Consider the following 23684-nt stretch of genomic DNA (forward strand, 5'->3'; position numbering starts at 1 on the left):
TGAAAAGTTCGTTTGCGCTCCTTTTAATGGTATTTCAAATGCTCGTTCCCGCGGTGAATGCAAAAGCTGCCGGGGACGAGCCTATGATTTCCATTTCAGGCCAGGCGCAGGGTACTACTTACCATATCAAATATTTTGATCAGCAGAGCCGAAATTTCAAAGTACAGATCGACTCTATTCTCGCGGATTTTGATAAGTGTCTGTCATTGTACCGAAAAGATTCAGAGATAGTTGCGTTCAATAACAGCACCGGATCGCATCGGTTCAGGTCTCCATATTTTTATCCTGTTTTACAAAGATCCCGGGAAATATACGCAGCTACCAATGGCGCTTTCGACCCTACTATTATGCCGCTGACAGAAGCACTGGGATTTGGTGCGAAGAGAACAGATCCCGAGCTGGCGAATGTGGATTCACTGCTTCAATATGTTGGCTTTGAGAAAATTAGCTTTAATGCAGATTCTGTTACAAAGATGAAAGCGGGTGTGAGGCTGGATATGAACGGGATCGCGCAGGGGTATTCGGTCGATATTGTGAGCGCATTTCTCAGGAGTCGGAATATCGACCGGTTTATGGTCGAGATCGGGGGCGAAGTAGTGTGTTCGGGAAATAAGAATGATAATCTTCCCTGGACCGCGGGTATTGAAAATCCATTGAAACGCGGACAATTGTTTGCGACTGTGAAACTCACGGATTTGGCGATGACGACTGCGGGTAACTACAACAATCATTTTACTAGAAACGGCCGCGTTTTCAACCATATCATCAATCCAAAAACGGGTTCTATGGAAGAAACGTCGCTGCTAAGCGTCACCGTTTTTTCCAAAGATGCGATCACAGCTGACGGATATGATACCGCGTTTTTTGTAATGGGACTGGAAGCGACAAAGCAGTTTTTATCACAACAAAATGACCTGGAAGCCTACCTGATCTATACAGACGAAAAAGGAAAAGTAAGCAGGTACGTGACCGAAGGAATGAAGGAATTGATCAAAGAAATACCTAACCCATGAAATTTACCACAACGATATTCATCTCGCTACTGATCTCAGGAGCAGCATTTGGCCAGAAAAAATACCTGAACAGTCTCAGTAATGACCACGTCAGAGTAGTGTGGCAGGGAGACAATAAAGGCACATTTCCGATCGGTGTTTTGCAGGTTAAAAAGGATGGAAAATGGATTGATGGGCCCAAGCCTTCCGGCGAGTATACTTTGTTGTATTCGGCCACAAAACCCTCCGGAGAGCCTACCGAAAGTTTTGAAAAAATAACCGGCGGAACATTTCCTGAGAAATCCTATCATTATCAGCAGGAACAATGGAAGGAAAGCATCAATGATGTTTCTCTCAATAAAGCCGGTCAGGCGATACATTTCCTGCCTGCCAAAATGCTGGTCAAACCGGATGCGATTGAGTTTTCAAAGGAAACCGAAGTTGCTACCGTCACCGGCAACTGGCGTTTCGATCCGCAAAATCCGACGGATATCCTGGTGAAAATGACGGTGAAAGCGAAAACAATAGGCTACTTTTCAATGGCCACTCCTACGCTGGGAACCGTGCCTGCAGAGCAGCTTGGCTGGACTTCCGTGCCGGGTTATTTCCAGGGAAATGCATTGCAAAAGAACTTCGCACTCGCTTATGCTTACGGTCACGGCGTACCCGACCGGCCGGTGATCTACCGCGAGCGTTGTGCAAGTACATTGAGTCCGCTGGTAACTACCAAAAATGGTGTGACCGTATCGGTAATTCCCGAGCCGGGGCTGGCGAGAGACCCCTGGAAAAAGGACAAGATCACGCAAACGGACTGGCACATTGGTTTGTCGCACATGAACCGGAAAGGTCAGCTTGCGCCTACCATTTACTACCCTGTTTTGGGTGAGGAAAAATCGGAACTCAATGCAGGCGAGGAATTTACCTTTTCATTCAGGTACAGCATCATTGCCGGCGACTGGTTCCAGGCAATCAAGCATGCAGCGAATGACATTTATCAATTTGACGAAACGCTGGCCCTCCGCAAAAACAAACAGTCGCAGACCGACCGCATTCAGCAAATGCATCTGTATCTCACCAATCCTGAAACTTCACTTTGGAATATTGAGGAGTATGAAGGCAAGCAGATCGGCGCGCAATCCTATCTGGGCGGCGTGGTGGGTTCTAATAAGGATGCGATGAAAAATGCGGACTACGGCGCCATGTGGATGCTGGCCCATGCGACCAACGATCTGGAGCTGAAAGAAAAAGTGCTGCCACCTGCGCTCAATTTCAAGCTGGTGCAGCAGGAAACTGATAAAGGCTTTTTCAATGGTGCAATCGAAGGCCAATATTATCTCGCCAAAAGCAAAAAGTTTGTTGAAGAATGGGGAGAAGTGGTGGAGCCTATCGCGCTGACATATTATGTGACGCTCGATGTGGGCAATATGCTCTTGTTCGAGCCAGGTAATGCCGAATTGAAGGAAAGATTGCGGCTGGGTGCCGATAAGTTGCTGAGCTGGCAGAAATCTGACGGAAGCTGGGCAGTGGCTTACGACCGGAAAAATGAACAGGAACTTTTCAGGGATATCAAAGATGTGCGGCCGACTTTTTACGGGATGATTGTCGCGTATAGGATTCTAAAAGATGAAAAGTACCTAAGAGCTGCGCAAAAAGGGGCTGACTGGTTTATCAAAAATGCAGTAGAAACGGGTTCTTTCCTTGGCGTTTGCGGAGATGCACGTTATGCGCCAGATTTCGCCACCGGCCAATCAGCGCAGGCTTTGCTGGATTTGTATGATTTAACCAAAAACAAAAAATACCAGGACGCGGCGGTTACCTGCGCTAAAATTTATACCACCTCCATTTACACACATCCTATTGCGAGTCACGATCCAAAAACGGTGAACGGAGTAGCCCGGGAGGATTGGGAGATCAGCCAAACCGGCCTCAGCTTCGAACATGGCGGCATTTTCGGTTCTGCTGTCCGCCACGGCCCTATTCAGCTGGCGAGCCACGCGGGGATGTTTATCCGGATGTACAAACTGACTGGCGAGCAGATCTTCGCAGATATGGCACGCTCGGCTGCGATTGGCCGCGATGCATTTGTGGACAGCAAAACGAGCGTCGCTTCCTATTACTGGAATGCAATGAACCGCGGTGCTGGCCCCTACCCGCACCATGCGTGGTGGCAGGTCGGCTGGATTACCGATTACCTGTTGTCGGAAGCGGAGTTGAGATCCAATGGAAAAATCAGCTTTCCGAGAGGCTTTGTCACACCGAAAGTAGGCCCGCACCAGACTTATGGTTTCGAGCCGGGAAATGTATTTGGAGATCAGGCCAACCTGGTGATCAAAGCGGGACTTGCGACACCGGATCATGCTGCTATTGAATGCATTACCGCGCAGTCTACCTCAAAAAACAGCACTTATATAATCCTGATGAACAACAGTGCGGACGCGACGGATTTTGCATTGAAAATTGATGAGTCCAAAATCGGCAGTTCCAAAAAGATCAATGCAATGAAATGGCTGGAAGACAACCATCCTGCGAAAATAGAACAATTCACAATTCCGCCCTTTGGTTTGAAGACACTTGAAGTTCAGTATTAGAAACCTTTTTGTCACCCTGAGCGGAGTCGAAGGGAAGGTGCGTCAGCTACATTGTGCGCGCAGGGTAGCGTGCTTCGACTCCGCTCAGCATGACAAAAAGCGGCAGGAGCAGATTGAAAGTTAGCATTTAAACAACAACATGAACAACAACATCGATACCATTGTCATCCTTGTCTTCTCCGCATTTGTGCTCGGGATTGGGATGCTTTTTGCGCGGACGGGACGGAACCTGAAATCCTTTTTTGCCGGAGGCGAGGCAGTTCCCTGGTTTATCGGGGGTCTGTCCTTATTTATGAGCTTTTTCTCGGCCGGAACGTTTGTGGCCTGGGGCTCCATTGCCTACAAGCATGGCTGGGTGGCGATTACCATTCAATGGACGATGTGCATTGGTGCCTTGGTTACCGCACTTTACCTGGCGCCACGCTGGAAAAGAACGGGTGCGCTTACCGCCGCTGAATTCATCCGCGAGCGGCTTGGGCTGCCCGTCCAGAAGACTTACATCTTCATTTTTACACTGGTTTCGGTTTTTATCAAAGGCTCGGTTCTGTATCCGGTCGCCCGGCTTGTGAGTGCCTCGCTGGATCTTCCATTAGTGCCTTGTACGATCGGATTAGGGCTTTTTATGATTGCTTACACGGCTGTCGGCGGACTTTGGGCGGTGATGGTGACGGACATCCTGCAATTTGTGGTCTTATCTGCTGCGGTGTTCATTCTGCTTCCCTTGTCTTTTGAAAAAGTAGGTGGCTGGGAAGGCTTTACGCAAAATGTTCCTGATGATTTTTTCAATTTGCTAAATGGCGAATACACTTTCGGCTTTGTCCTCGCATTTGTCATTTACCATATCTGCTACATCGGTGGAAACTGGACCATGGTGCAGCGTTATACGAGCGTCGACAGTGAGAAATCGGCCAGGAAAGTCGCACTTCTTTTTGCAGGCTTATACCTGATCAGCCCGGTGATCTGGATGTTCCCGCCTATGATCTACAAGGCAATCAATCCCGCATTGACAGGGTTGGATACTGAAAATGCCTATTTGATGATCTGCAAACTGGTGTTACCTCCTGGCTTATTGGGCCTGATGCTCACCGGAATGTATTTCTCCACTTCTGCGAGTGCCAATACCGCTTTAAATGTAGTATCCGCTGTTTTTACCAATGATATCTATAAAGGAATGGTCAACCCGGCGGCTTCCGACAAGCAACTGATCCGTGTTGCGCGGGGCTCTTCTTGGTTTTTCGGTTTGGGCATGATCGGCATTGCATTGCTGGTACCGGCGGCTGGCGGCATTGTGGAAGTAGTTTTGAGCATTTCTGCCATTTCCGGCGGACCGCTGCTGGCACCGCCGCTCTGGGCTTTGTTTTCCAAAAGGCTGAATGCGAAAACAACGCTTTGGGTTACCGGTATCGGACTGCTTGTCAATCTGTTTTTCAAAATCCTGTCTCCGCTGTTGCTTGATTTCAAGCTATCGCGGGGAATGGAAACGATCGTGGGTGTGGGACTGCCGCTGCTGCTTTTGCTGGCTTATGAACTTTGGGCACGGTCCAAAAACCGCATTGCGGCTGAATACCTGACGTATCTCCAAACTAAAGAACAAAAGCGTATTGACGCATTGGAAATCAATGAAGAGGAAGTTGTTGAGATCAAGCGCCAAAACAGGTTTGGCTTGCAGGTCATTGCAGGAGCCCTGCTTTTCACGGCGGTTATGCTTTTTATCCTGAGTCTTCTGACTACTTCTGGGGCGATGATCACTGCCATTATCGCAACAGTAGTCTTGTTTTCAGCATTGATTCCCTTTGTAGCGTCGCGGAAAGTCAGTGTGGACGTGCTACTACCAGTTCAAGAAAATTATCCGCACGAATGACCTTTTAGTTAATCCATTTGAATCCCTTAACGCATTTTATGAACAATAAATTTAGAGCGCTGCTCTTGGTTATCATCTGCTGGGCTTCCCAAAACAGCTTCGCGCAGTACCATATCAAAGATCCCGGTGCGATTTCGCTGAATGGCGACTGGTGGTTTGTACTGGACCCGGCCGAGCTGGGGATTTCAAATCAGTGGTATAAAGAAGGGACCGCCAAAACTGCGCGGCAGGATAAGGTGACCGTACCGCATTGTTTTTCGACAGACCCGCGCTATGAATTTTACACAGGAACCGCCTGGTACCGCAAGTTTTTCCCCTGGAAACCGGCTTCGGGCAAACGCGTGATCCTGCATTTCGATGCGGCTTATTACAAGACTTACGTTTGGCTCAATGGTCAAAAGGTCGGGGAGCATGAAGGTGGGTATACCCCATTCAGTTTTGATGTGACTGATTTGCTCAAAGAAAACAACGAGCTGGTGGTAGCTGTGAACAACAATACCTGGAAAACCAACACCATTCCCGGAGTGAAGGATAATAACAAAATGGACGATTCTTTTGTCGGCTGGGTCAATTACGGCGGGCTGATCCGCCCGGTTTATCTCACCATCGAGCCGGAGGTTTATGCTGAAAATATCAAGATTGAAACCACACCGGATCTTGCCAAAAACACCGCGAGTATTACTGCCCGGATTCGCATAAAAAATGCATCTGCAAATGCAGTTTCACCGAAAGCAGAATTCACTGTATTCCAGGATAAAAAACTTGTTACACTGAAATGGAAAGCAAAACCGGCGAACATACCAGCCGGACAAACTGCGCTCATGGAAGCGGAAGCGAGCATTCCCGCCGCCTACGTAAAGTTGTGGGACCTCGACCAGCCAAATCTGTACGAACTGAAAGCCACCGTTGGTACTGACTCGATCGCATCCCATTTTGGCATAAGGAAAGTTGAAGTCCGTAATGCACAGATCCTGCTGAATGGTAAGCCATTGAAAGTGGGAGGCGGTAACCGGGTACTCGATTATCCCGGTCTTGGTTCTATGGAGCCGGATTGGCTCGTTGAAAAAGACTTCCGCCTGATGAAAGAAGCTGGTATGGAGTTCCAGCGGCTTACGCATTATACACCTGCCGAATACTATTATGACCTGGCCGACAAATTCGGTATGCTGATTATCACAGAAGCGGGTAACTGGCAGCTGACAGGCAAGCAAATGGACAATGATTCCATGCGCGCCAATTTCAGGTCGCAATTCCGGGAAATGGCCGAGCGCGACTGGAACCACCCGAGCGTGATTGCTTACAGCGTCGGCAATGAATATTTGTCTGAAGAACCCGCCGGTCAGCGCTGGACGAAGGATATGATCGCATTCGCCAGGGAAGTGGACCCTACCCGGTTATACACTTTTGCGAGCATGCGCCTGAATGCATTGCCTGCGAAACCGGAGGACGAAGCCAGTCAGTATGTGGATTTTGTTTCGACCAACACCTATGGCGGTCACGCGAAATCCCTCGATCACATTCATAAACTATATCCCGACAAGCCCATTTTCATCAGCGAATGGGGCACGCGCTCCGACGGAAAGGGCGGCGAGGAATACCAGGCGCAGCATATCCGGGACGTAATTGCCGAAGTACGTAAAAGACCTTACGTGGCCGCAACTTCCTGGTGGACTTACAACGATTATCGCAGCAAGTTGTTTGGTACCAATGCAAATGGTTTCCGTCCCTGGGGGATCGTCGGCGCCGACCGTTCTCCCCGCCGCGCTTACAAGGTGCATCAGGAGGAATTGTCGCCGGTGACAATTGAAAAAGTGGGTTACCAGTCTGGCGAATTGGGAGCTAACACATTGACGATCAAAGTCACAGCACGGGCTGATTTCCCTGCGCGAAAGCTATCCGGCTACTACATTAAAACTTCGGACACAAAAGTCAGCATCCCCGAACTAAACCCCGGCGAAAGCAGGGAAGTACTTGTTCCCATCCGCGGATTTGAAGGAAAAACACATATCTCGATCTATAAACCAACGGGTTTCCTCACAACGGAAGCTGAGTTCGCATTGGAATAAGCGTCGCGCTTTGAACCAGTGACGTAAAAAATCTAACAAAATGATACAAGAAGAAGCTTCTGCGAAAAGAACACCGAAAACCATTGAATCCGCGGCTGATCTGGTGATTGTAGGAGGAGGATTATCGGGTACCTGCGCGGCGATTACTGCGGCGCGGGCGGGTGTGAAAGTAACGTTGATCCAGGACAGGCCGGTGCTCGGTGGAAACTGTTCCAGCGAAGTAAGACTGTGGATACTCGGCGCTACCTCTCACATGGGAAACAACAACCGCTGGGCACGCGAAGGCGGCGTGATCGACGAGATTATGCTTGAAAATATCTACCGGAACCCTGATGGTAACCCACTGATTTTCGATACTGTTTTGCTCGAAAAAGTAATCCAGGAACCTAATATTACGCTGCTGCTCAATACTGCGGTTTTTGATTTGGACAAAAAAACAGGGGATGGAGAGGAAGGTAATGAAATAGAGGCAGTTCACGCATTTTGCAGTCAGAACAGCACGAAATACAAAGTGTCGGCTCCCTTGTTTTGTGACGCCTCCGGCGACGGAATCCTGGGTTTTCTCGCCGGGGCTGCATTCAGAATGGGCGCGGAATCAATGGAGGAGTTTGGTGAGAAATTTGCGCCGGATAAAGCCTACGGCGAGCTGCTGGGGCATTCCATGTATTTTTATTCCAAAGATGCGGGCCGGCCAGTGAAGTTCATTCCTCCCTCCTATGCATTGCAGGATATTACCGAGATACCACGCTATAAAACCTTTAATCCCAAAGATTTCGGCTGTCGGCTCTGGTGGCTGGAATTTGGCGGGAGAATGGATACGGTACACGATACTGAGCAGATCAAATGGGAACTCTGGAAGGTCGTATACGGTGCGTGGAATTACATTAAAAATTCAGGCGAGTTTCCCGAATCGGAGAACATGACGCTCGAATGGGTGGGTACCATTCCGGGGAAGCGCGAAAGCAGGCGATTTGAAGGCGATTACATGCTTAAACAGCAGGATATTGTTGAGCAAACGACATTTAAAGATACAGCTGCTTTCGGCGGTTGGAGCCTGGATCTGCACCCGGCCGATGGTGTTTACAGCGACCAATCAGGTTGTAATCAGTGGCATAGCAAAGGCGTTTACAGCATTCCTTACAGATGCTATTACAGTCGGAATATCACTAACCTCTTTATAGCAGGCCGCATTATCAGCGCAACGCACGTGGCATTTGCTTCGACGCGGGTAATGGCAACGAGTGCAGTTGGCGGGCAGGCGGTAGGTATCGCGGCGGCGCTTGCAAAAAAGTACGGCTGTACGCCGCGCGAGATAGGCCAACAGCATTTAAAAGAATACCAGCTTGAACTTTGGAGATCGGGACAGTATCTGCCGCAAACAGCTATTTCCGATCATGAAGATCTGGTTCAAAAAGCTTCCGGCATTTCAGCTTCATCAGAGCTGCGGCTTACGGGACTACCCGGCTCGGATCACTGGTCCCTTATTGTGCATTCAGTAGCGCAAATGTTGCCGGTTCAGGGTAAAATGCCATTTGTGAAGGTTTGGGTTGATGTTTTGGAAAATACCACTTTGGAAGTAGAGTTGCGCAAAAGCAGCAAGGCATTCAATCACACTCCTGATGTGACAATCGAAAGAAAATCGCTGACATTAAATCAGGGAAGGCAGGAAATCCAGCTCGATTGGGACGCTTCGTTCGACGAAGAATGCTACGCTTTTGTTTGTTTTTTGAAGAACGAAAAAGTCAAAATACAATACAGCGACAAGCGAGTAACGGGCGTTTTAACAGTTTTCAATGCGACCAATCCTGCTGTTTCAAACTACGGAAAACAGGAGCCGACCGAAGATCTGGGGGTAGATACCTTTGAATTCTGGTGTCCGCAACGAAGACCTGAGGGAAAAAACCTCGCATTTCAGCTTGGCGGGCGCCTCAATGCATTTGGAACAGAAAACCTGAAAAACGGACTGCACCGACCGATAGCCGCGCCTAATGCGTGGGTATCCGCACTGGAAGACGAGGCTCCATCTGTGACAATTAATTGGAATGAAGCAGTCATTATCAACCAGATAGATCTTGTTTTTGATACGGATTCAGATCATCCAATGGAAAACGTGATCTATGTTCACCCGGAAAATGTAATGCCTTTCTGCGTAACAGCGCTCGAACTCTTGGATGATCAGGGAAATGTAATTGGCAGCATCAGCGAAAACCACCAGACCAGGCGGCGCATCAGGCTTGAAAAGCCGGTTAGTACAAGATCGTTGAAACTAAATATCGTTAGCAAAAACCCGGACATTCCAGCTGCACTTTTCGAAATACGCTGCTACTGAGGCGATCAGCCGAAGAATTTTGCACGACACACAGTCCCTTCAAGTCAAAGACAGGTTTGTAAAGCAGCTGCTTGAAACCTGTCTTTGATAATTAACAAAATGAAATTAACTTTGCATGCTTAAATTACTCTATAAGAATAGTATAGTTAATAGACTTTGAAGGAAGCGGCGGATTTTACACCCTCATCTGATACCAACGCAGCAAACGACTGGGAATCACTCGACGTAGCTTACATCGCGAGCGGAAATCCTGATGAAGATCGCCGGCTGGCTGCGATTGCACGGGAAAAAGGTCAGGTTGTTTACCTGCCCGACTTGCCGGGTGAATCGGACCTGCCTTTCAACAAGCCTCTCGCAAATACCACTTCTGAAACAACTGCAAATCCGCACATTCATCCGGCACGCACTCCCCTTACCTGGGAAACGATCCAGCAAAAAGTATGGGCAGCGACTGTCCGCAAACGTACCCGGACCGAAGTAGCTGTCAATATTTTCTCTGCGATTGCATTAATGGTGCTCGGGCATCTGTTATTTACATTTTTCACCTACGATCGCCTTACCGTGCTCTGGAATGAGCTGGAAGTAAATGAGAATTTTTTCTACTATGTACTCGGCGGGTTTGTCGCGCAGATGATCGACGGCGCACTGGGAATGGCGTATGGCGTGACAGCGGCTACGTTTCTGCTGACTTTGGGCGTACCACCTTCGGCTGTGAGTGCGAGTGTGCACAGTTCTGAGATATTCACCAGCGGGGTTTCGGGGTACATGCACCTGAAATTCGGCAATGTAAACAGCAAACTTTTCAAAAAGATCCTGTTCCCCGGCGTCCTCGGCGCGATTACGGGTGCTTACCTACTGTCTTCACTCGAACAATATATCTACATTATCAAGCCATTGGTGGCAGTTTACACGCTGATACTGGGAATTCTTATCGTTCAGAAAGCGTTAAAAAAGCGTGTCGAAAAAAAGCCAATCCGGAAAATTGGCTGGCTTGCAATGGCGGGCGGAACGCTCGATTCGATAGGCGGCGGCGGCTGGGGACCAATCGTAACTTCCACGCTGATCGCCCGCGGACGTCACCCGAAATATACCATCGGCTCGGTTAACCTGGCTGAATTTTTCGTTTCGCTTGCCAGTTCGATCACATTCATCAGCATCATCGGTTTTTCGCATTGGCAGGTCGTCCTGGGATTGATACTAGGCGGAATGGTAGCCGCCCCAATCGCCGCCAACCTTTCACGCAGACTACCGATCAAAACAATGATGATCATGGTAGGTACCATTGTTATTATTGTGAGTTTGAGGATAATTTATATGGTTATTTTTTAGCTAAAAGCTGTTAGCTGTTAGCAATTAGCTTTTAGCTTTTTAGGGAGGAAAGGGAGAATGGAGGAGGAAGGAAAGGATTAGGTAAGTTATAAGGGACGACCATCGATAGTTTTACAAATAATTTAAAGTAAAGAGCTACAAGCTAACTGCTAACAGCCAAAAAGCTAATAGCTAAATGCTAAAAGCCAACAGCTTCCAATGAAAAAACAAACCAAAGCAATCCGCACGCAAACGGGCAAAACGAAGTACCGCGAGCATTCCACTCCGCTCTTCCTGACTAGCAGCTTCACTTTTGAAAGTGCCGAACAGGGAAAAGCGCTCTTTGAGGAAACAGAAGAAGGTAATATTTACAGCCGTTTTTCTAATCCGAGTGTACAGGAATTTGTAGACAAAGTGTGCCTCCTGGAAGATTGTGAAGACGGCGTTGCGACTGCAACCGGAATGGCGGCTGTGTTTGCGAGTATGGCGGCTTTGTTGAAAACGGGCGACCATATTCTGGCTTGTCGTGCATTGTTTGGTTCAGCGCATCAGGTAATTACCCAAATCCTGAGCAAATGGGGCATTACGCATACTTACCTGGATGCAGACGCAACAGAAGCTGAATGGGAAGCCGCGGTTCAGCCTAATACGCGCATGATTTACCTGGAAACACCTTCTAACCCCGGTTTGGACCTGGTAGATCTGGCGATGATCGGCCGCATTTGCAAGAAGCACAATATCATTTTTAATGTAGATAACTGCTTTGCCTCACCCGCTTTGCAAACCCCCGCGGATTACGGTGCTGACCTCGTTTTGCATTCGGCTACGAAATTCATGGATGGACAAGGCCGTGTATTGGGTGGAATTGTTGTTGGAAAAAAAGAATATATCAAAGAATTGCGGTTTTTCTGTCGCCAGACTGGCCCGTCAATGTCTCCGTTTAACGCCTGGGTTTTGAGCAAGAGTCTTGAAACGCTGAACCTGAGAATGGAAAAACACGCGGCCAATGCATTGCAGCTTGCGACAGCTTTGGAAAAACACCCGGACGTGAAGCAGGTGAAATATCCTTTCCTGGCTTCTCACCCGCAGCATGAACTGGCAAAGCAGCAAATGAAAGCAGGCGGCGCGGTTGTGACCATTGAACTGGAAGGTGGATTTGAAAGGGTCGCCGCATTCATGGACGCACTTGAAATTGCTTCGCTATCATCAAACCTGGGAGATACCAGAACGATCGTAACGAATCCAAACACAACAACCCACGCGAAATTGAAGCCGGAGGAGAAAAAAGCATTGGGTATCACCCCTGGTCTGATCCGTATCTCAGTAGGTTTGGAAGACATTGAAGACCTGATCGAAGACTTCACCCAGGCGGTTGAGGTGTCGGTTAAAAGTGGTATATTGGAGTAGTAATCACTTAAAAACAGCTAGATCATGCACACATTAACAATTGAAATTCCAGATCAATTTGAGAAAAAAGAAGTGCTGCTTTCAATTGCAGTACAGCTGTTTAAAAAGGGAGCACTCGATGCGAAGCAGGCAGCAGATCTTGCAGACGTTTCATTGAATGATCTGTCTTATTATTCATTGCCGGAGGGTGATCCTGCAAAGGAACTGCTCGAACCAACCACGGAATACGCATCAACAGTAGAATGGATCGAAAGCATAAAACAGGAGCAGAGTTATAAGGGTTTTGACGAGGAAAGAATGAAAAAGCTTGCTGATAAAATGGACATACAAGAACCATTTGAGCTTTTACTTTCTCAGCTTAATAAATGAGATACTTCCTTGACACCAACATTTTGCTTGCTTATTTACGAAAACACAATCTGGTTAACACATTACAAAAGTACTTTGAAGATGAAGGAGGCGTGAGTCAAATGTTTACTTCGGCAGTTTGCATGGCAGAGTTAACGTCTATCGGAATTCAAAATAACTGGGGTGAGCAAAAAATGAAAGCATTGAATTCTATTGAAGAATCTGTGCTGATTATAAAGGAACTAAAAAAGCCAATAATACAACGGTACGCAGAAATTGACGCTTTCAGTCAAGACAGATTGCCGAAAAAACCGCTAAAATGCTCAGCCAGAAACATGGGCAAAAATGACTTGTGGATTGCTGCGACGGCGAGTGTTTTGAGTGCAACATTAGTAACGACGGATAAAGACTTTGATCATTTGAATAAAGAATTTTTAAACGTCACCCGTTTCGATTTGAATTAATAAATCACCATGAACGAGACAATAATATCATCATTAAATGCTGCTATTGCCGGGAAAAGCGAAATTGAGTCGCTGGCTGTATTGGCTGACTTGTTCCCGGGCGAAGTTGTGTTTTCGACCAGTCTGGGCTATGAGGATCAGGTTATTACTGATTTGATCTTAAAGAACAACCTGAACATCACGATTTTCACACTGGATACGGGCCGGCTTTTCAGCGAGACTTATATGACGCTGCAAAAAACTAATAACCGGTATGACACGAAGATCAAAGTATATTATCCGCAGACAGCCGCAGCAGAAGAGCTGGTGAGCACAAAAGGCCCGCTAAGCTTTTACGACTCCGTTGAAAACAGAAAAGAATGCTGCTTTATCCGCAAGGTAGAGCCTTTGAACCGTGCACTTAAAGGCGCTAAGATATGGGTTACAGGTATCCGGGCGGAACAATCGGGCAATCGCCACGACATGCCGCAGCTGGAATGGGACGAGGCGCATCAGCTGGTAAAGTTCCATCCTATCCTGAACTGGAATTTTGAAGAGGTAAAACATTACGTAAAATCAAATGGTATCCCTTACAATCCGCTGCACGACAAAGGTTTTGTAAGTATCGGCTGCGCACCCTGTACAAGAGCGATCCAGGAAGGCGAAGATTTCCGCGCCGGTCGCTGGTGGTGGGAAGATGAATCAAAGAAAGAATGCGGGCTGCATGCGAAATAGTGCGCTAGCCGTCGGCAATCAGCTGCCGGCAATCGAACTTTGCTTCCGCGATCTATAAATAATTTTGAGGCTTTAAGCCGACGGACGATTACCGAAAGCCGATTGCCAAATAATTCTTGCAAGAAAAATTAAACAACCATGTCAATTTCAGTCAATGAGGCTTCGGTAGGAGCGGAAAAGAAAGCGCCGGATTACCTGGATCAGCTTGAAGCAGAAGCCATTTACATTATGCGTGAGGTAGCGGGACAGTTTGAGCGCCCTGCACTGCTTTTTTCAGGTGGAAAGGATTCTATCACGCTCGTCCATCTTGCCCAAAAAGCATTTGCGCCCGGTAAAATCCCGTTTCCGCTGGTACACGTGGATACCGGACATAATTTCATTGAAGCAATTGAATACCGAGATGAGCTTGCTAAAAAGATCGGCGCGAAGCTGATTGTGAGATATGTGGAAGATACGATCAAAGCGAAAGGGCTGAAAGAACAGACTGGTAAGAATGCAAGTCGTAACTGGCTGCAAACTTTTACTTTGCTGGACACGATTGAAGAATTTGAATTTGATGCTTGCATTGGCGGCGCCCGCCGGGATGAAGAAAAAGCACGCGCAAAAGAACGTATCTTCTCTTTCCGCGACGAATTCGGTCAGTGGGACCCAAAACGTCAGCGCCCTGAATTGTGGAACCTGTTTAACGGAAGAATACAGAAAGGCGAAAACGTGCGCGTTTTCCCGATTTCGAACTGGACCGAGCTGGATGTATGGGCTTACCTGAAAAGAGAAGGTATCGCACTACCATCTATTTATTTTGCCCACGAAAGAGAGTTGATTTTACGCGACGGCAAACTGCTCAACCACACGCCGGTGATCGAAAGCGACCCGGAAGATCAGATCGTTACGCGCCAGGTCCGTTTCCGGACTGTGGGTGATATGACCTGTACAGCAGCCGTTGAATCAAGCGCAGCAACCCTGGATGAAGTAATTGCTGAAATTACAGTTTCGAGGATCAGTGAAAGAGGCGAAACCCGCATTGACGACCAACAAACCGAAGCGGCAATGGAGGATAGAAAAAAGGGGGGATATTTTTAAAGCAGTTTAAAGCTTAGGAGTTTATGAGTTTAAAGTTTTCTCGTAAACTCTGAACTCATAAACTATAAACTCATAGACTTTAAACAGATTTCAAGTGGATTTACTAAGATTTATAACAGCAGGATCGGTTGACGATGGAAAAAGTACCTTAATCGGCCGCTTGCTTTTTGATACAAAAAATATCCTGGCCGATCAGATGGAAGCCATCGAACGCGCCAGCAAGACACGTAATGCAGGTGAAATTGACCTTGCTTTACTTACGGACGGACTTCGGTCTGAGCGTGAGCAGGGGATTACCATTGATGTAGCCTACAAATATTTTCAGACGCCAAACCGCAAGTTTATCAGTATTGACGCACCTGGGCATATTCAGTATACCCGAAATATGGTAACCGGCGCATCGAATGCAGACCTGGCTATTATTCTGGTTGACGCGCGTCACGGTGTAGTGGAACAAACCCGCAGACATTCGCTGATCGCTTCCATGCTCGGGATTCCGCATGTAATTGTGGCAGTTAACAAAATGGACCTGGTTGGGAACTCGGAAGATGCATTCCTGGAAATTGCTAAATCTTATCAGGAACTGGCGCAGAAACTGGCGATCAAAGACCTGACGATCATTCCGGTAAGTGCATTGAACGGCGATAATATTGTAGACAGATCCACCAGCATGAACTGGTACACCGGTGAGACATTGCTTTCGGTTCTGGAAAATGTTAATGTGCTGAAAGACCAGAATCTGGAAGACGGCCGATTTGCAGTACAATATGTAATTCGTCCGCAAACCGACGAGCTGCATGATTACCGCGGCTATGCAGGGCGGGTACAGAGTGGCAGCTTTAAAAAGGGTGATCTGATCAAAGTTTTGCCTTCTGAGCAAGAATCTAAAATCGCTAAAATCGAATTTGGCGGAAACGAAATAGAAGAAGCCTCTGTTCTAGAATCGGTAACGATATTGCTTGAAGACGACATAGATATCAGCCGCGGCGATACCATTGTTTCATTGAACAACGCTCCTATTGTAAGTCAGGACATTGAAGCACTGGTTTGCTGGATGGACGACAGAAAGCCGCTGAAAGCAGGAAGCAAATACATCTTACAACACGGTACTGCCCGCTCCCGCTGCTCGATCCGTGACATTGAATATCAGATCGATATCAACTCTTACGAAAAGATCGACGAAGTTGACAGCTTGAAACTGAACGACGTTGCAAGAATTATATTAAGAACAGCCCAGCCTATTGCTTACGATCCCTATCAGAAAAACCGCGCAAACGGCGCAGCAATTCTGATTGACGAGACATCAAATGTGACTGTGGGGGCTTGTATGATAGAATAATGCTGCAATTGCCCGGCGGCCCGGTGCGCTCAGCATGACAAGTTGCTCAGCGCAACCAATTAATACCCTGAAAGGCAACACACACACACAAACAATATACTATTCCGATAGAAGAAAAGAATATATACCATGAGCGAAATATTGATTTCTGACAAAGTATCCGCCGTTGCAAAGCGTGATATCATTGATTTGAACAACAAAATCAATGCGTTTAATACGGGCGAAACACCGGAAGAAGCATTCCGTAAATTTCGTCTGACACGCGGTGTATACGGTCAGCGCCAGCCTGGTGTGCAAATGATCCGTATCAAACTACCTTACGGGCGCATTACCGCAGACCAGCTCGTTCGCATTGCAGATACCTCCGACAAGTTCGCAACCGGAAACCTTCATGCTACCACGCGCCAGGATATCCAGCTGCACTTTGTAAAACTGGCGGATTCACCTCAATTGTGGGCAGACCTGGAAGATGCCGGAATTACCTTGAAAGAGGCTTGTGGTAATACCATTCGCAATGTTACTGCATCTTCTATCGCGGGAATTGATCCTGACGAACCATTTGACGTAACGCCGCTTACGCATTCGATTTTTCAATATTTCCTCCGTAATCCTATTAACCAGGACATGGGCCGGAAATTCAAGATTGCGGTTTCATCTTCTGAGAAAGACTCTGCCCTTGCATTCATTCACGATGTGGGTTTGATCGCTAAAATGGGTGTGAACGAAGCCGGAGAATCTGTAAAAGGATTTAAAGTGCTGATCGGCGGCGGCCTGGGCGCGCAGCCTTTTTCGGCACAGACCGCTTTCGAATTCCTGGAAGAAAAAGATGTTATTCCTTTTATAGAAGCATTACTCCGCGTTTTTGACCGCTATGGAGAGCGCGTACGTCGCCACAAGGCACGTATGAAGTTTCTTTTAAATGACCTGGGTCTGGAAGAAATGATGGCGCGTGTGGAGGAACAACGCGTAGCATTGAAAAACAAGGTTTTCACAATTCCTGAGGATCTTTTTGGAACCAAGGAAATTGAATCCATTACTTACGCGCCACGTCCTTCACTGAGCGAAGCTGAGATCCTCAAAATCGCCGCTGAAAGCATTGAGGCAGACAAGCTGGATATTTTCACAAAATGGCTTCGCACCAACACTTTTGAACAAAAACAAAAAGGCTGGTATGCGGTACAACTGAGGGTATTGCTGGGAGATATGAACTCCAATATCGCCCGTAGCCTGGCGGATGTTGTACGCAAGTACGCAGCCGATGATATCCGCGTGACTGTTAACCAGGGATACATTCTGCGCTTTGTAAAAGGCGAAGATCTGGTTGCGATTTACCACGAACTGGCTAAGCTCGGACTGGTTACGCCTGGTTTCGACAGTACCATGGACATTACTACCTGCCCTGGAACCGATACCTGTAACCTGGCAATTTCCAGCAGCTACGGAATTACCCGTGTACTGGAAGATGTAATGCGCGACGAATATCCTGAGATGATCTACAATCAGGATATCAAGATTAAGATCAGCGGCTGTATGAATGGTTGCGGTCAGCACAATGCGTGTAATATCGGTTTCCACGGAAGCTCGATTAAGAACGGCAAGCTGGTACTTCCTGCATTGCAGGTACTACTTGGCGGCGGCTTTACAGGCGACGGTGTCGGACTGATCGGCGACAAGGTGATTAAAGTTCCTACCAAACGCGGACCGGAAGCTTTAAGGCTGCTTTTTAATGATTACGAGGCAAATGCTTTCGATGGTGAGTATTATAACCAGTACTACCAGCGCCAGACCAAGAATTACTTTTTCCAACTCCTGAAACCACTCGCTGACTTGTCAACCTTGCAGGATGATGATTATCGCGACTGGGATCATGATGAGCTGTTTAAAACGGAGATTGGTGTTGGTGAATGTGCGAGCGTACTGGTTGACCTGGTTGCTACGACGATCACCGAAGGTCAGGAAAAACTGAATCTTGCAAAAGAGAATTTTGAATCCGGTATTTGGGCAGATGCCATTTACCATGCATATAACGTGCTTATCACTGGTGCTAAGGGATTATTGATGACGAAGGATGTCAATACCAATACACAATATGGTATTGTCAACGATTTCGAAACACATTTCGGACAAGATTTCAAGTATGAAACTCCTGCCGAATTCCAGCTGCCAGAAAAAGCGGAAACTCCATTCAAATCGTTGGCTTTCAGCATTAATAAGTTTGAGCCCACGCAGGAGTTTGCAACATACTTTATCAGCACTGCGGCTCAATTCCTCGATTTCGTAAGAGATACCCGCGAAAGCCAGCTCGCCGAAACAGGCGAACCTGTATTGCAGGAGCTTTCGTTTGGAAAAGATAGTTAAAATGGCTTTCGGCTTTCGGCTACCAGCTTTCGGCTTTTCAAAAGTGCCGACTGCCGATAACCGAAAGCCGAAGTCCCCCAAGATATGAAACTTACATTAATCGGTGCAGGGCCGGGAGATCCGGATCTGATCACCTTAAAGGGAGTTAAGGCGCTGCAAAAAGCCAAAGTCGTGTTGTACGATTCCCTTGCTCACCCCTCACTTCTTGATTATTGCCCCGACGAATGTGTTAAAATTCTCGTTGGGAAACGCTTTGGCAAAACCAGCTGCGGACAGGATGAGATCAATGATCTGATCGTTGAAAAAGCCAGACAATACGGAGCTGTTGTGCGACTCAAAGGGGGTGATTCCTTTATTTTCGGCCGCGGCTATGAAGAAGTCGTTTTTGCTGCGGAACATGGTATTGAATCAGAGATTATTCCGGGTATTTCAAGCAGTTATGCGGTTCCTGCGTTGGCGGGTATTCCGCTGACCTCTCGGGGTGTAAGTGAGAGTTTTTGGGTGATAACAGGCACTACCAAAGCGCACGAGCTATCGAAAGACCTGCATCTGGCCGCCCAATCTTCCGCCACTGTTGTAGTGTTAATGGGACTTCACAAACTGGAAGAGATCGTTGAAATGTATTCAGGTTTGAACAAAACGGACGAGCCGATAGCGATCATCCAGAATGGTACGCTGGAAAACCAGAAGGTGGTAACAGGAAAAATCAGTAATATCCTGCCGCTTTCGAAAGTAAGCGAAATTGGCTCTCCTGCTATTATGGTGATTGGAAAAGTAGCCGCTTTACCCGATTTGTCTATTCAAAAAGTAAAGGAAATGATGCAGAAAAGCAGCTCTGTCGCAAACTAAGTTTCAGAGCAGCCGGATCAGCCAGTGAAGGTCAACTACTCTCCCTTTCTGGTGAAATTCAAGAAAATAGATAATGCCCGCCAGGATCAGATAGCTGACAAATAGCCACTTCTTTTTGATCTCATACTGATCGTGATGGTGAAAGTAATCGTAGACCATCGCAGCTGTAAAACCGAAGATCATGAATGCGAAGGAAAGTAACCCGCAATCCTGCCGGTATTGCATATAGGTATGCAATGCAGGTGCACCCAGGACCAGGTACAGCATCCACATACCGAACCCCATCCTGTACAAGTACACGCTTAGGCGGCGATCATTTTTGATGTCAAATAATCCTTCCAAATGAGTTCATGCGGGTGTTTGAAAGAGTGAATCTAACAAAATTTGTCAACAAAGCCAACCATTGAGCGCGCTACTGCCGCGGCCTCAACATCTCTCCCTTTGCCTAAATCAGCCAGCATTTCCTTTCATAGTTTGACCGGAACTATTTTTTTTGTAGAATGCTTCTTTTTGAAAGGATTTAGTAATGAAGACATTTTCTACCAGGCTCCTTCTATCATTTCTTACTGCGATTTCGAGGCTTTCCTGGAAGAAGTTATATAAACTTTCCGACATATTCCGCTACCTGATATTCAATGTGGGAAACTACCGCAAGAGTGTGATTATCAGTAATTTAAAGAATAGTTTTCCTACATATAGCGACTCGGAGATCCAGGCAATTGCCAAACGCTACTACAAGAACTTCACCGACATTATTTTTGAAACGATCAAGATGATATCCATTTCCAGGGAAGACTTACTGGAAAGGTTTGATCTTGAAATGCCGATCCTCGACCACTATCATGAAAAAGGACAAAATGTGGTGGTCATGGCTGGTCACCTAGGCAACTGGGAAATGCTCAATCTGTTTGCCTCCGCCAAACTATCCTACCAGATCATTGTCGTTTACCACGAGCTTGCCAACGACGTTTTCGATGACTGGTTTCGCAGTTTCCGCACGCGTTTCGGGACAGAAATGGTACCTATGAAAGACGCGATCAGCAAAGCACTTGAACCGCGCGACAAACCATTTCTGTTTGTACTGATCAATGATCAGTCCCCTGTTCCGGAAAAAGCATACTGGACTACATTCCTGCATCAGGACACTGGCTTTTTCCGAGGCGGTGAACTGATCGCGCGCAGGCTGAATGCGCCCGTTTTGTATATGGGAATCGCCAAAAGCCGGACGAAAAGGGGCTTTTACAAGGCCAGCTTTAAACTGATTACAGAAACTCCGAGGCTGGAACCGACCAATGCGATCCTGCAAAGTCAGATACAGCATTTGGAAGAAGATATCATTGCACAGCCGGATAACTGGTTGTGGAGTCACCGCCGCTGGAAGCATCGCCGGCCGGCCAATCTCCTCCCCAATCAGCAACGCCAAGAACTTCAAAGTGAATAAACCTGCCAAATTCCTGATTTTACGCTTCTCTTCAATCGGAGATATTATCCTGACAACTCCGGTAGTGAGGTGTTTGAAAAAGCAATATCCCGGCGCTGAGATCCACTATTTTACCAAAAGCAAGTTCGAGTTCCTGTTGCGGGACAATCCTTATATTGACAAAATCTGGCTGCTGGAAAAGAACACGAAGGAATTGCTCGCACAACTCAAAGCCGAAAATTTCGACTACCTGATTGATCTTCATCATAATGTCCGCACGCTGCGTATCAAGTTTGCACTGGGCGTTCCGGCTGTCAGCTTCAAAAAACTGAATGTGCAAAAGTGGCTGCTCACGCAATTCAAGATCAATTACCTGCCCGATGTACATATCGTGGACAGGAATATGGATACTCTTAAAGGTTTTGGTGTAGTAAACGACGCCGAGGGGCTCGATTATTTCATTCCTTATAAAGACCACGTAGAAACCGGGTGGCTGCCCGCCGCGCATCAAAACGGGTTTGTTGCCTACGCGATCGGTGGTCAGCATGGTACCAAAAAGTTACCGGTTGAGCGAATGATTGAACTTTGTAAAAAAATCAACTACCCGACCATTCTTCTCGGCGGCCCCGAGGATTTTGACAATGGTGAAAAAATAACAGCCGCATTACCCGGCGGACTGATCTTCAACAGCTGCGGCAAATACAATTTTAACCAGTCGGCTTCACTGATCCGCCATGCAAAAATCGTTTTTTCCCACGATACCGGCTTAATGCACGTAGCGGCTGCATTCAGGAAAAAAGTGTACTCGATCTGGGGCAATACAGTCCCCGAATTTGGCATGTATCCTTACAAAACCACATTTGAAGTTTTGGAAAGGAAAGGACTGAGCTGTCGTCCCTGTTCCAAGATCGGCTACAAATCATGTCCGCAGAAACACTTCAAATGCATGAACGAGATTTCATTCTCTTTCCCGATCAAAGAACTACCGCCTGAAAAATAGTGTTAATTTCCATGATCAATTAAAGGCAAATCCACCAACCCAGATTCATGACAAAAAAAGTAAACATAGGTTTGGTACAAATGAGCTGTACCGCTGATGTTGAAGCCAATTTTCAGAAAGCAACTGTAAAAATCCGCGAGGCTGCCGCAAAAGGCGCTAACATTATCTGCCTGCAGGAGCTTTTCAAATCCCTTTATTTCTGCGATGTCGAGGACCATGGAAATTTCGCATTAGCCGAGGCAATTCCCGGACCTTCTACCATAGAGCTCGGTGCACTTGCCAAAGAACTGGGGGTTGTGATCATCGCATCACTATTCGAGAAGCGTGCTCACGGCTTGTACCATAATACGACTGCCGTACTCGATGCAGACGGTGCTTACCTGGGGAAATACCGCAAAATGCACATTCCCGATGATCCCGGTTATTACGAAAAGTTCTATTTCACACCCGGAGATGCACCTACCGGCGATCCGCAGGAGCAAGGTGACAAAGACGGTTACCGGATTTTTGAAACAAAATTTGCGAAAATCGGTGTGCTGATCTGCTGGGACCAATGGTACCCCGAAGCAGCGCGGATTACAAGTTTAATGGGCGCAGAAATCCTTTTCTACCCTACCGCAATCGGCTGGGATACCAACGAAACCGACCCGGCTACGAATGAGGAACAGTACGGAGCCTGGCAGACTATCCAGCGCGGACACGCTGTCGCAAATGGCGTTTACGTAGTGTCGGTGAACCGCGTCGGCCGCGAAGCAGACCAGCAGTTCTGGGGAGGTTCATTCATCGCAAATCCGCATGGAAGATTGATATACCTGGCGCCGCATGAAGAGGAAGTTACACATGTACAGGAACTTGATCTCCAAAAGCTCGACCATTACCGTACTACCTGGCCATTCCTACGCGACCGACGGGTGGATTCGTACAGGCCGATATTAAAGAGGTACATTGACGCTTAAATATAATTATTCCTGGTTTATACAAATAAGGCTTCTATCCGGAGCCTTATTTTTTTGTCCCTGACTTACGAAAACATTTTTAATCGGCATTTTCTTAAAAGTAACCATTTGTCACAAGACAGAATTCAATTCTAAACCTATAAACATCTATACAATAGCTATTTAGGAAGTATTATAGACAAAAATAACCTAGTAAAATGGTAGATAATCCTCAAAAGCAGGTTTATTGAAATTTTTTATCAGATTATTACAAAAGGATTTTATATAGATTTTAAATGACCAATTTTTATTGCAAAAAAGTCGACATTTTTAATCTAATCTCTTGCATCTTTTCACATTGTCAGTATATTTGAGAAGTCGTTAAACGAATGACTGAACTTCTAAGCCGAGGGCATATTCGAGCCGCACATGAATATGTCTGATTGTTGAGAGAAGAACATACCAGGAACCGAAGGGATTATCTGTAATCTTTTCAGGGATGTTCACAACCAACATAATATAATTTTTTTAATACTTATTTTCCCAGGACAACGTGGACAGGCACACTGCCAGGAGTAGCACTATGCTTTTTCCTTTGCATTCTTACCTGCCTGTCCTCGATTAAA

At 46.9% G+C, this 23684-nt stretch carries 18 protein-coding genes; 17 read left to right on the forward strand and 1 reads right to left on the reverse strand.

Translation table 11 applies throughout. From position 1 onward, the window contains the following. Nucleotides 1-38: 38 nt before the first annotated feature. The 14 genes from ASG33_RS12600 (at nt 39) to cobA (ending at nt 19703) form a co-directional block, all read left to right on the forward strand. Nucleotides 39-1013, forward strand: a complete 975-nt coding sequence (locus ASG33_RS12600; protein WP_056286488.1) for an FAD:protein FMN transferase — start codon at nt 39-41, stop codon at nt 1011-1013. Further along, a complete protein-coding gene (locus tag ASG33_RS12605) occupies nt 1010-3580 on the forward strand; it encodes a glycerophosphoryl diester phosphodiesterase (protein WP_056285292.1) in 2571 nt (856 codons plus the stop codon). Before ASG33_RS12600 ends, ASG33_RS12605 begins: the two co-directional genes overlap by 4 nt. A gap of 139 nt (nt 3581-3719) precedes the next feature. Continuing rightward, entirely contained in the window at nt 3720-5441 is a 1722-nt protein-coding gene (locus ASG33_RS12610) for a sodium:solute symporter family protein (protein ID WP_056285295.1), read from the forward strand. A 38-nt stretch (nt 5442-5479) separates the two neighbouring features. After that, the gene (locus ASG33_RS12615) at nt 5480-7507 is read left to right on the forward strand and encodes a glycoside hydrolase family 2 protein (protein WP_056285298.1); all 2028 of its coding nucleotides are present in this window, start codon (nt 5480-5482) and stop codon (nt 7505-7507) included. Between the two features lie 40 nt (nt 7508-7547). Continuing rightward, complete coding sequence (locus tag ASG33_RS12620; protein ID WP_056285301.1) at nt 7548-9836, forward strand: FAD-dependent oxidoreductase; 2289 nt, start codon at nt 7548-7550, stop codon at nt 9834-9836. 156 nt (nt 9837-9992) lie between these two features. Further along, entirely contained in the window at nt 9993-11165 is a 1173-nt protein-coding gene (locus ASG33_RS12625; protein ID WP_082489200.1) for a sulfite exporter TauE/SafE family protein, read from the forward strand. Nucleotides 11166-11363: 198 nt separating this feature from the next. Then, on the forward strand, nt 11364-12551 hold the full coding sequence (locus tag ASG33_RS12630) for a PLP-dependent aspartate aminotransferase family protein (RefSeq protein ID WP_056285303.1): 1188 nt from the start codon (nt 11364-11366) through the stop codon (nt 12549-12551). A 24-nt stretch (nt 12552-12575) separates the two neighbouring features. Continuing rightward, a complete protein-coding gene (locus ASG33_RS12635) occupies nt 12576-12920 on the forward strand; it encodes a hypothetical protein (RefSeq protein WP_056285308.1) in 345 nt (114 codons plus the stop codon). After that, complete coding sequence (locus ASG33_RS12640) at nt 12917-13363, forward strand: type II toxin-antitoxin system VapC family toxin (protein ID WP_056285311.1); 447 nt, start codon at nt 12917-12919, stop codon at nt 13361-13363. Before ASG33_RS12635 ends, ASG33_RS12640 begins: the two co-directional genes overlap by 4 nt. Before the next feature lie 9 nt (nt 13364-13372). Then, on the forward strand, nt 13373-14077 hold the full coding sequence (locus ASG33_RS12645; protein ID WP_056285315.1) for a phosphoadenylyl-sulfate reductase: 705 nt from the start codon (nt 13373-13375) through the stop codon (nt 14075-14077). A 138-nt stretch (nt 14078-14215) separates the two neighbouring features. After that, complete coding sequence (cysD, locus tag ASG33_RS12650) at nt 14216-15157, forward strand: sulfate adenylyltransferase subunit CysD (RefSeq protein WP_056285319.1); 942 nt, start codon at nt 14216-14218, stop codon at nt 15155-15157. Nucleotides 15158-15251: 94 nt separating this feature from the next. Beyond that, on the forward strand, nt 15252-16496 hold the full coding sequence (locus ASG33_RS12655) for a sulfate adenylyltransferase subunit 1 (RefSeq protein ID WP_056285322.1): 1245 nt from the start codon (nt 15252-15254) through the stop codon (nt 16494-16496). A gap of 129 nt (nt 16497-16625) precedes the next feature. Next, nucleotides 16626-18854: a HEPN domain-containing protein gene (locus ASG33_RS12660; RefSeq protein WP_056285325.1), complete on the forward strand. Its 2229-nt coding sequence runs from the start codon at nt 16626-16628 to the stop codon at nt 18852-18854. A gap of 84 nt (nt 18855-18938) precedes the next feature. After that, nucleotides 18939-19703, forward strand: coding sequence for a uroporphyrinogen-III C-methyltransferase (gene cobA, locus ASG33_RS12665; RefSeq protein ID WP_056285329.1), 765 nt, complete (start codon nt 18939-18941; stop codon nt 19701-19703). A gap of 3 nt (nt 19704-19706) precedes the next feature. On the opposite strand, the gene ASG33_RS12670 is transcribed toward cobA, so the two are convergent. Next, complete coding sequence (locus ASG33_RS12670) at nt 19707-19976, reverse strand: hypothetical protein (protein ID WP_409012518.1); 270 nt, start codon at nt 19974-19976, stop codon at nt 19707-19709. A 253-nt stretch (nt 19977-20229) separates the two neighbouring features. Between ASG33_RS12670 and ASG33_RS26075 the strand changes: the two genes are divergently transcribed. The 3 genes from ASG33_RS26075 to ASG33_RS12685 are packed head-to-tail and all read left to right on the forward strand — an operon-like array spanning nt 20230 to nt 23079. Beyond that, the gene (locus ASG33_RS26075; protein WP_056285331.1) at nt 20230-21144 is read left to right on the forward strand and encodes a lysophospholipid acyltransferase family protein; all 915 of its coding nucleotides are present in this window, start codon (nt 20230-20232) and stop codon (nt 21142-21144) included. Continuing rightward, nucleotides 21137-22123: a glycosyltransferase family 9 protein gene (locus ASG33_RS12680; RefSeq protein ID WP_056285335.1), complete on the forward strand. Its 987-nt coding sequence runs from the start codon at nt 21137-21139 to the stop codon at nt 22121-22123. The genes ASG33_RS26075 and ASG33_RS12680 overlap by 8 nt, the downstream gene beginning before the upstream one ends. A gap of 47 nt (nt 22124-22170) precedes the next feature. Further along, entirely contained in the window at nt 22171-23079 is a 909-nt protein-coding gene (locus ASG33_RS12685; protein ID WP_056285338.1) for a carbon-nitrogen hydrolase, read from the forward strand. The last annotated feature ends 605 nt before the right edge of the window (nt 23080-23684 follow it).

The organism is Dyadobacter sp. Leaf189 (genome assembly GCF_001424405.1).
Classification (GTDB): Bacteria; Bacteroidota; Bacteroidia; order Cytophagales; family Spirosomataceae; genus Dyadobacter.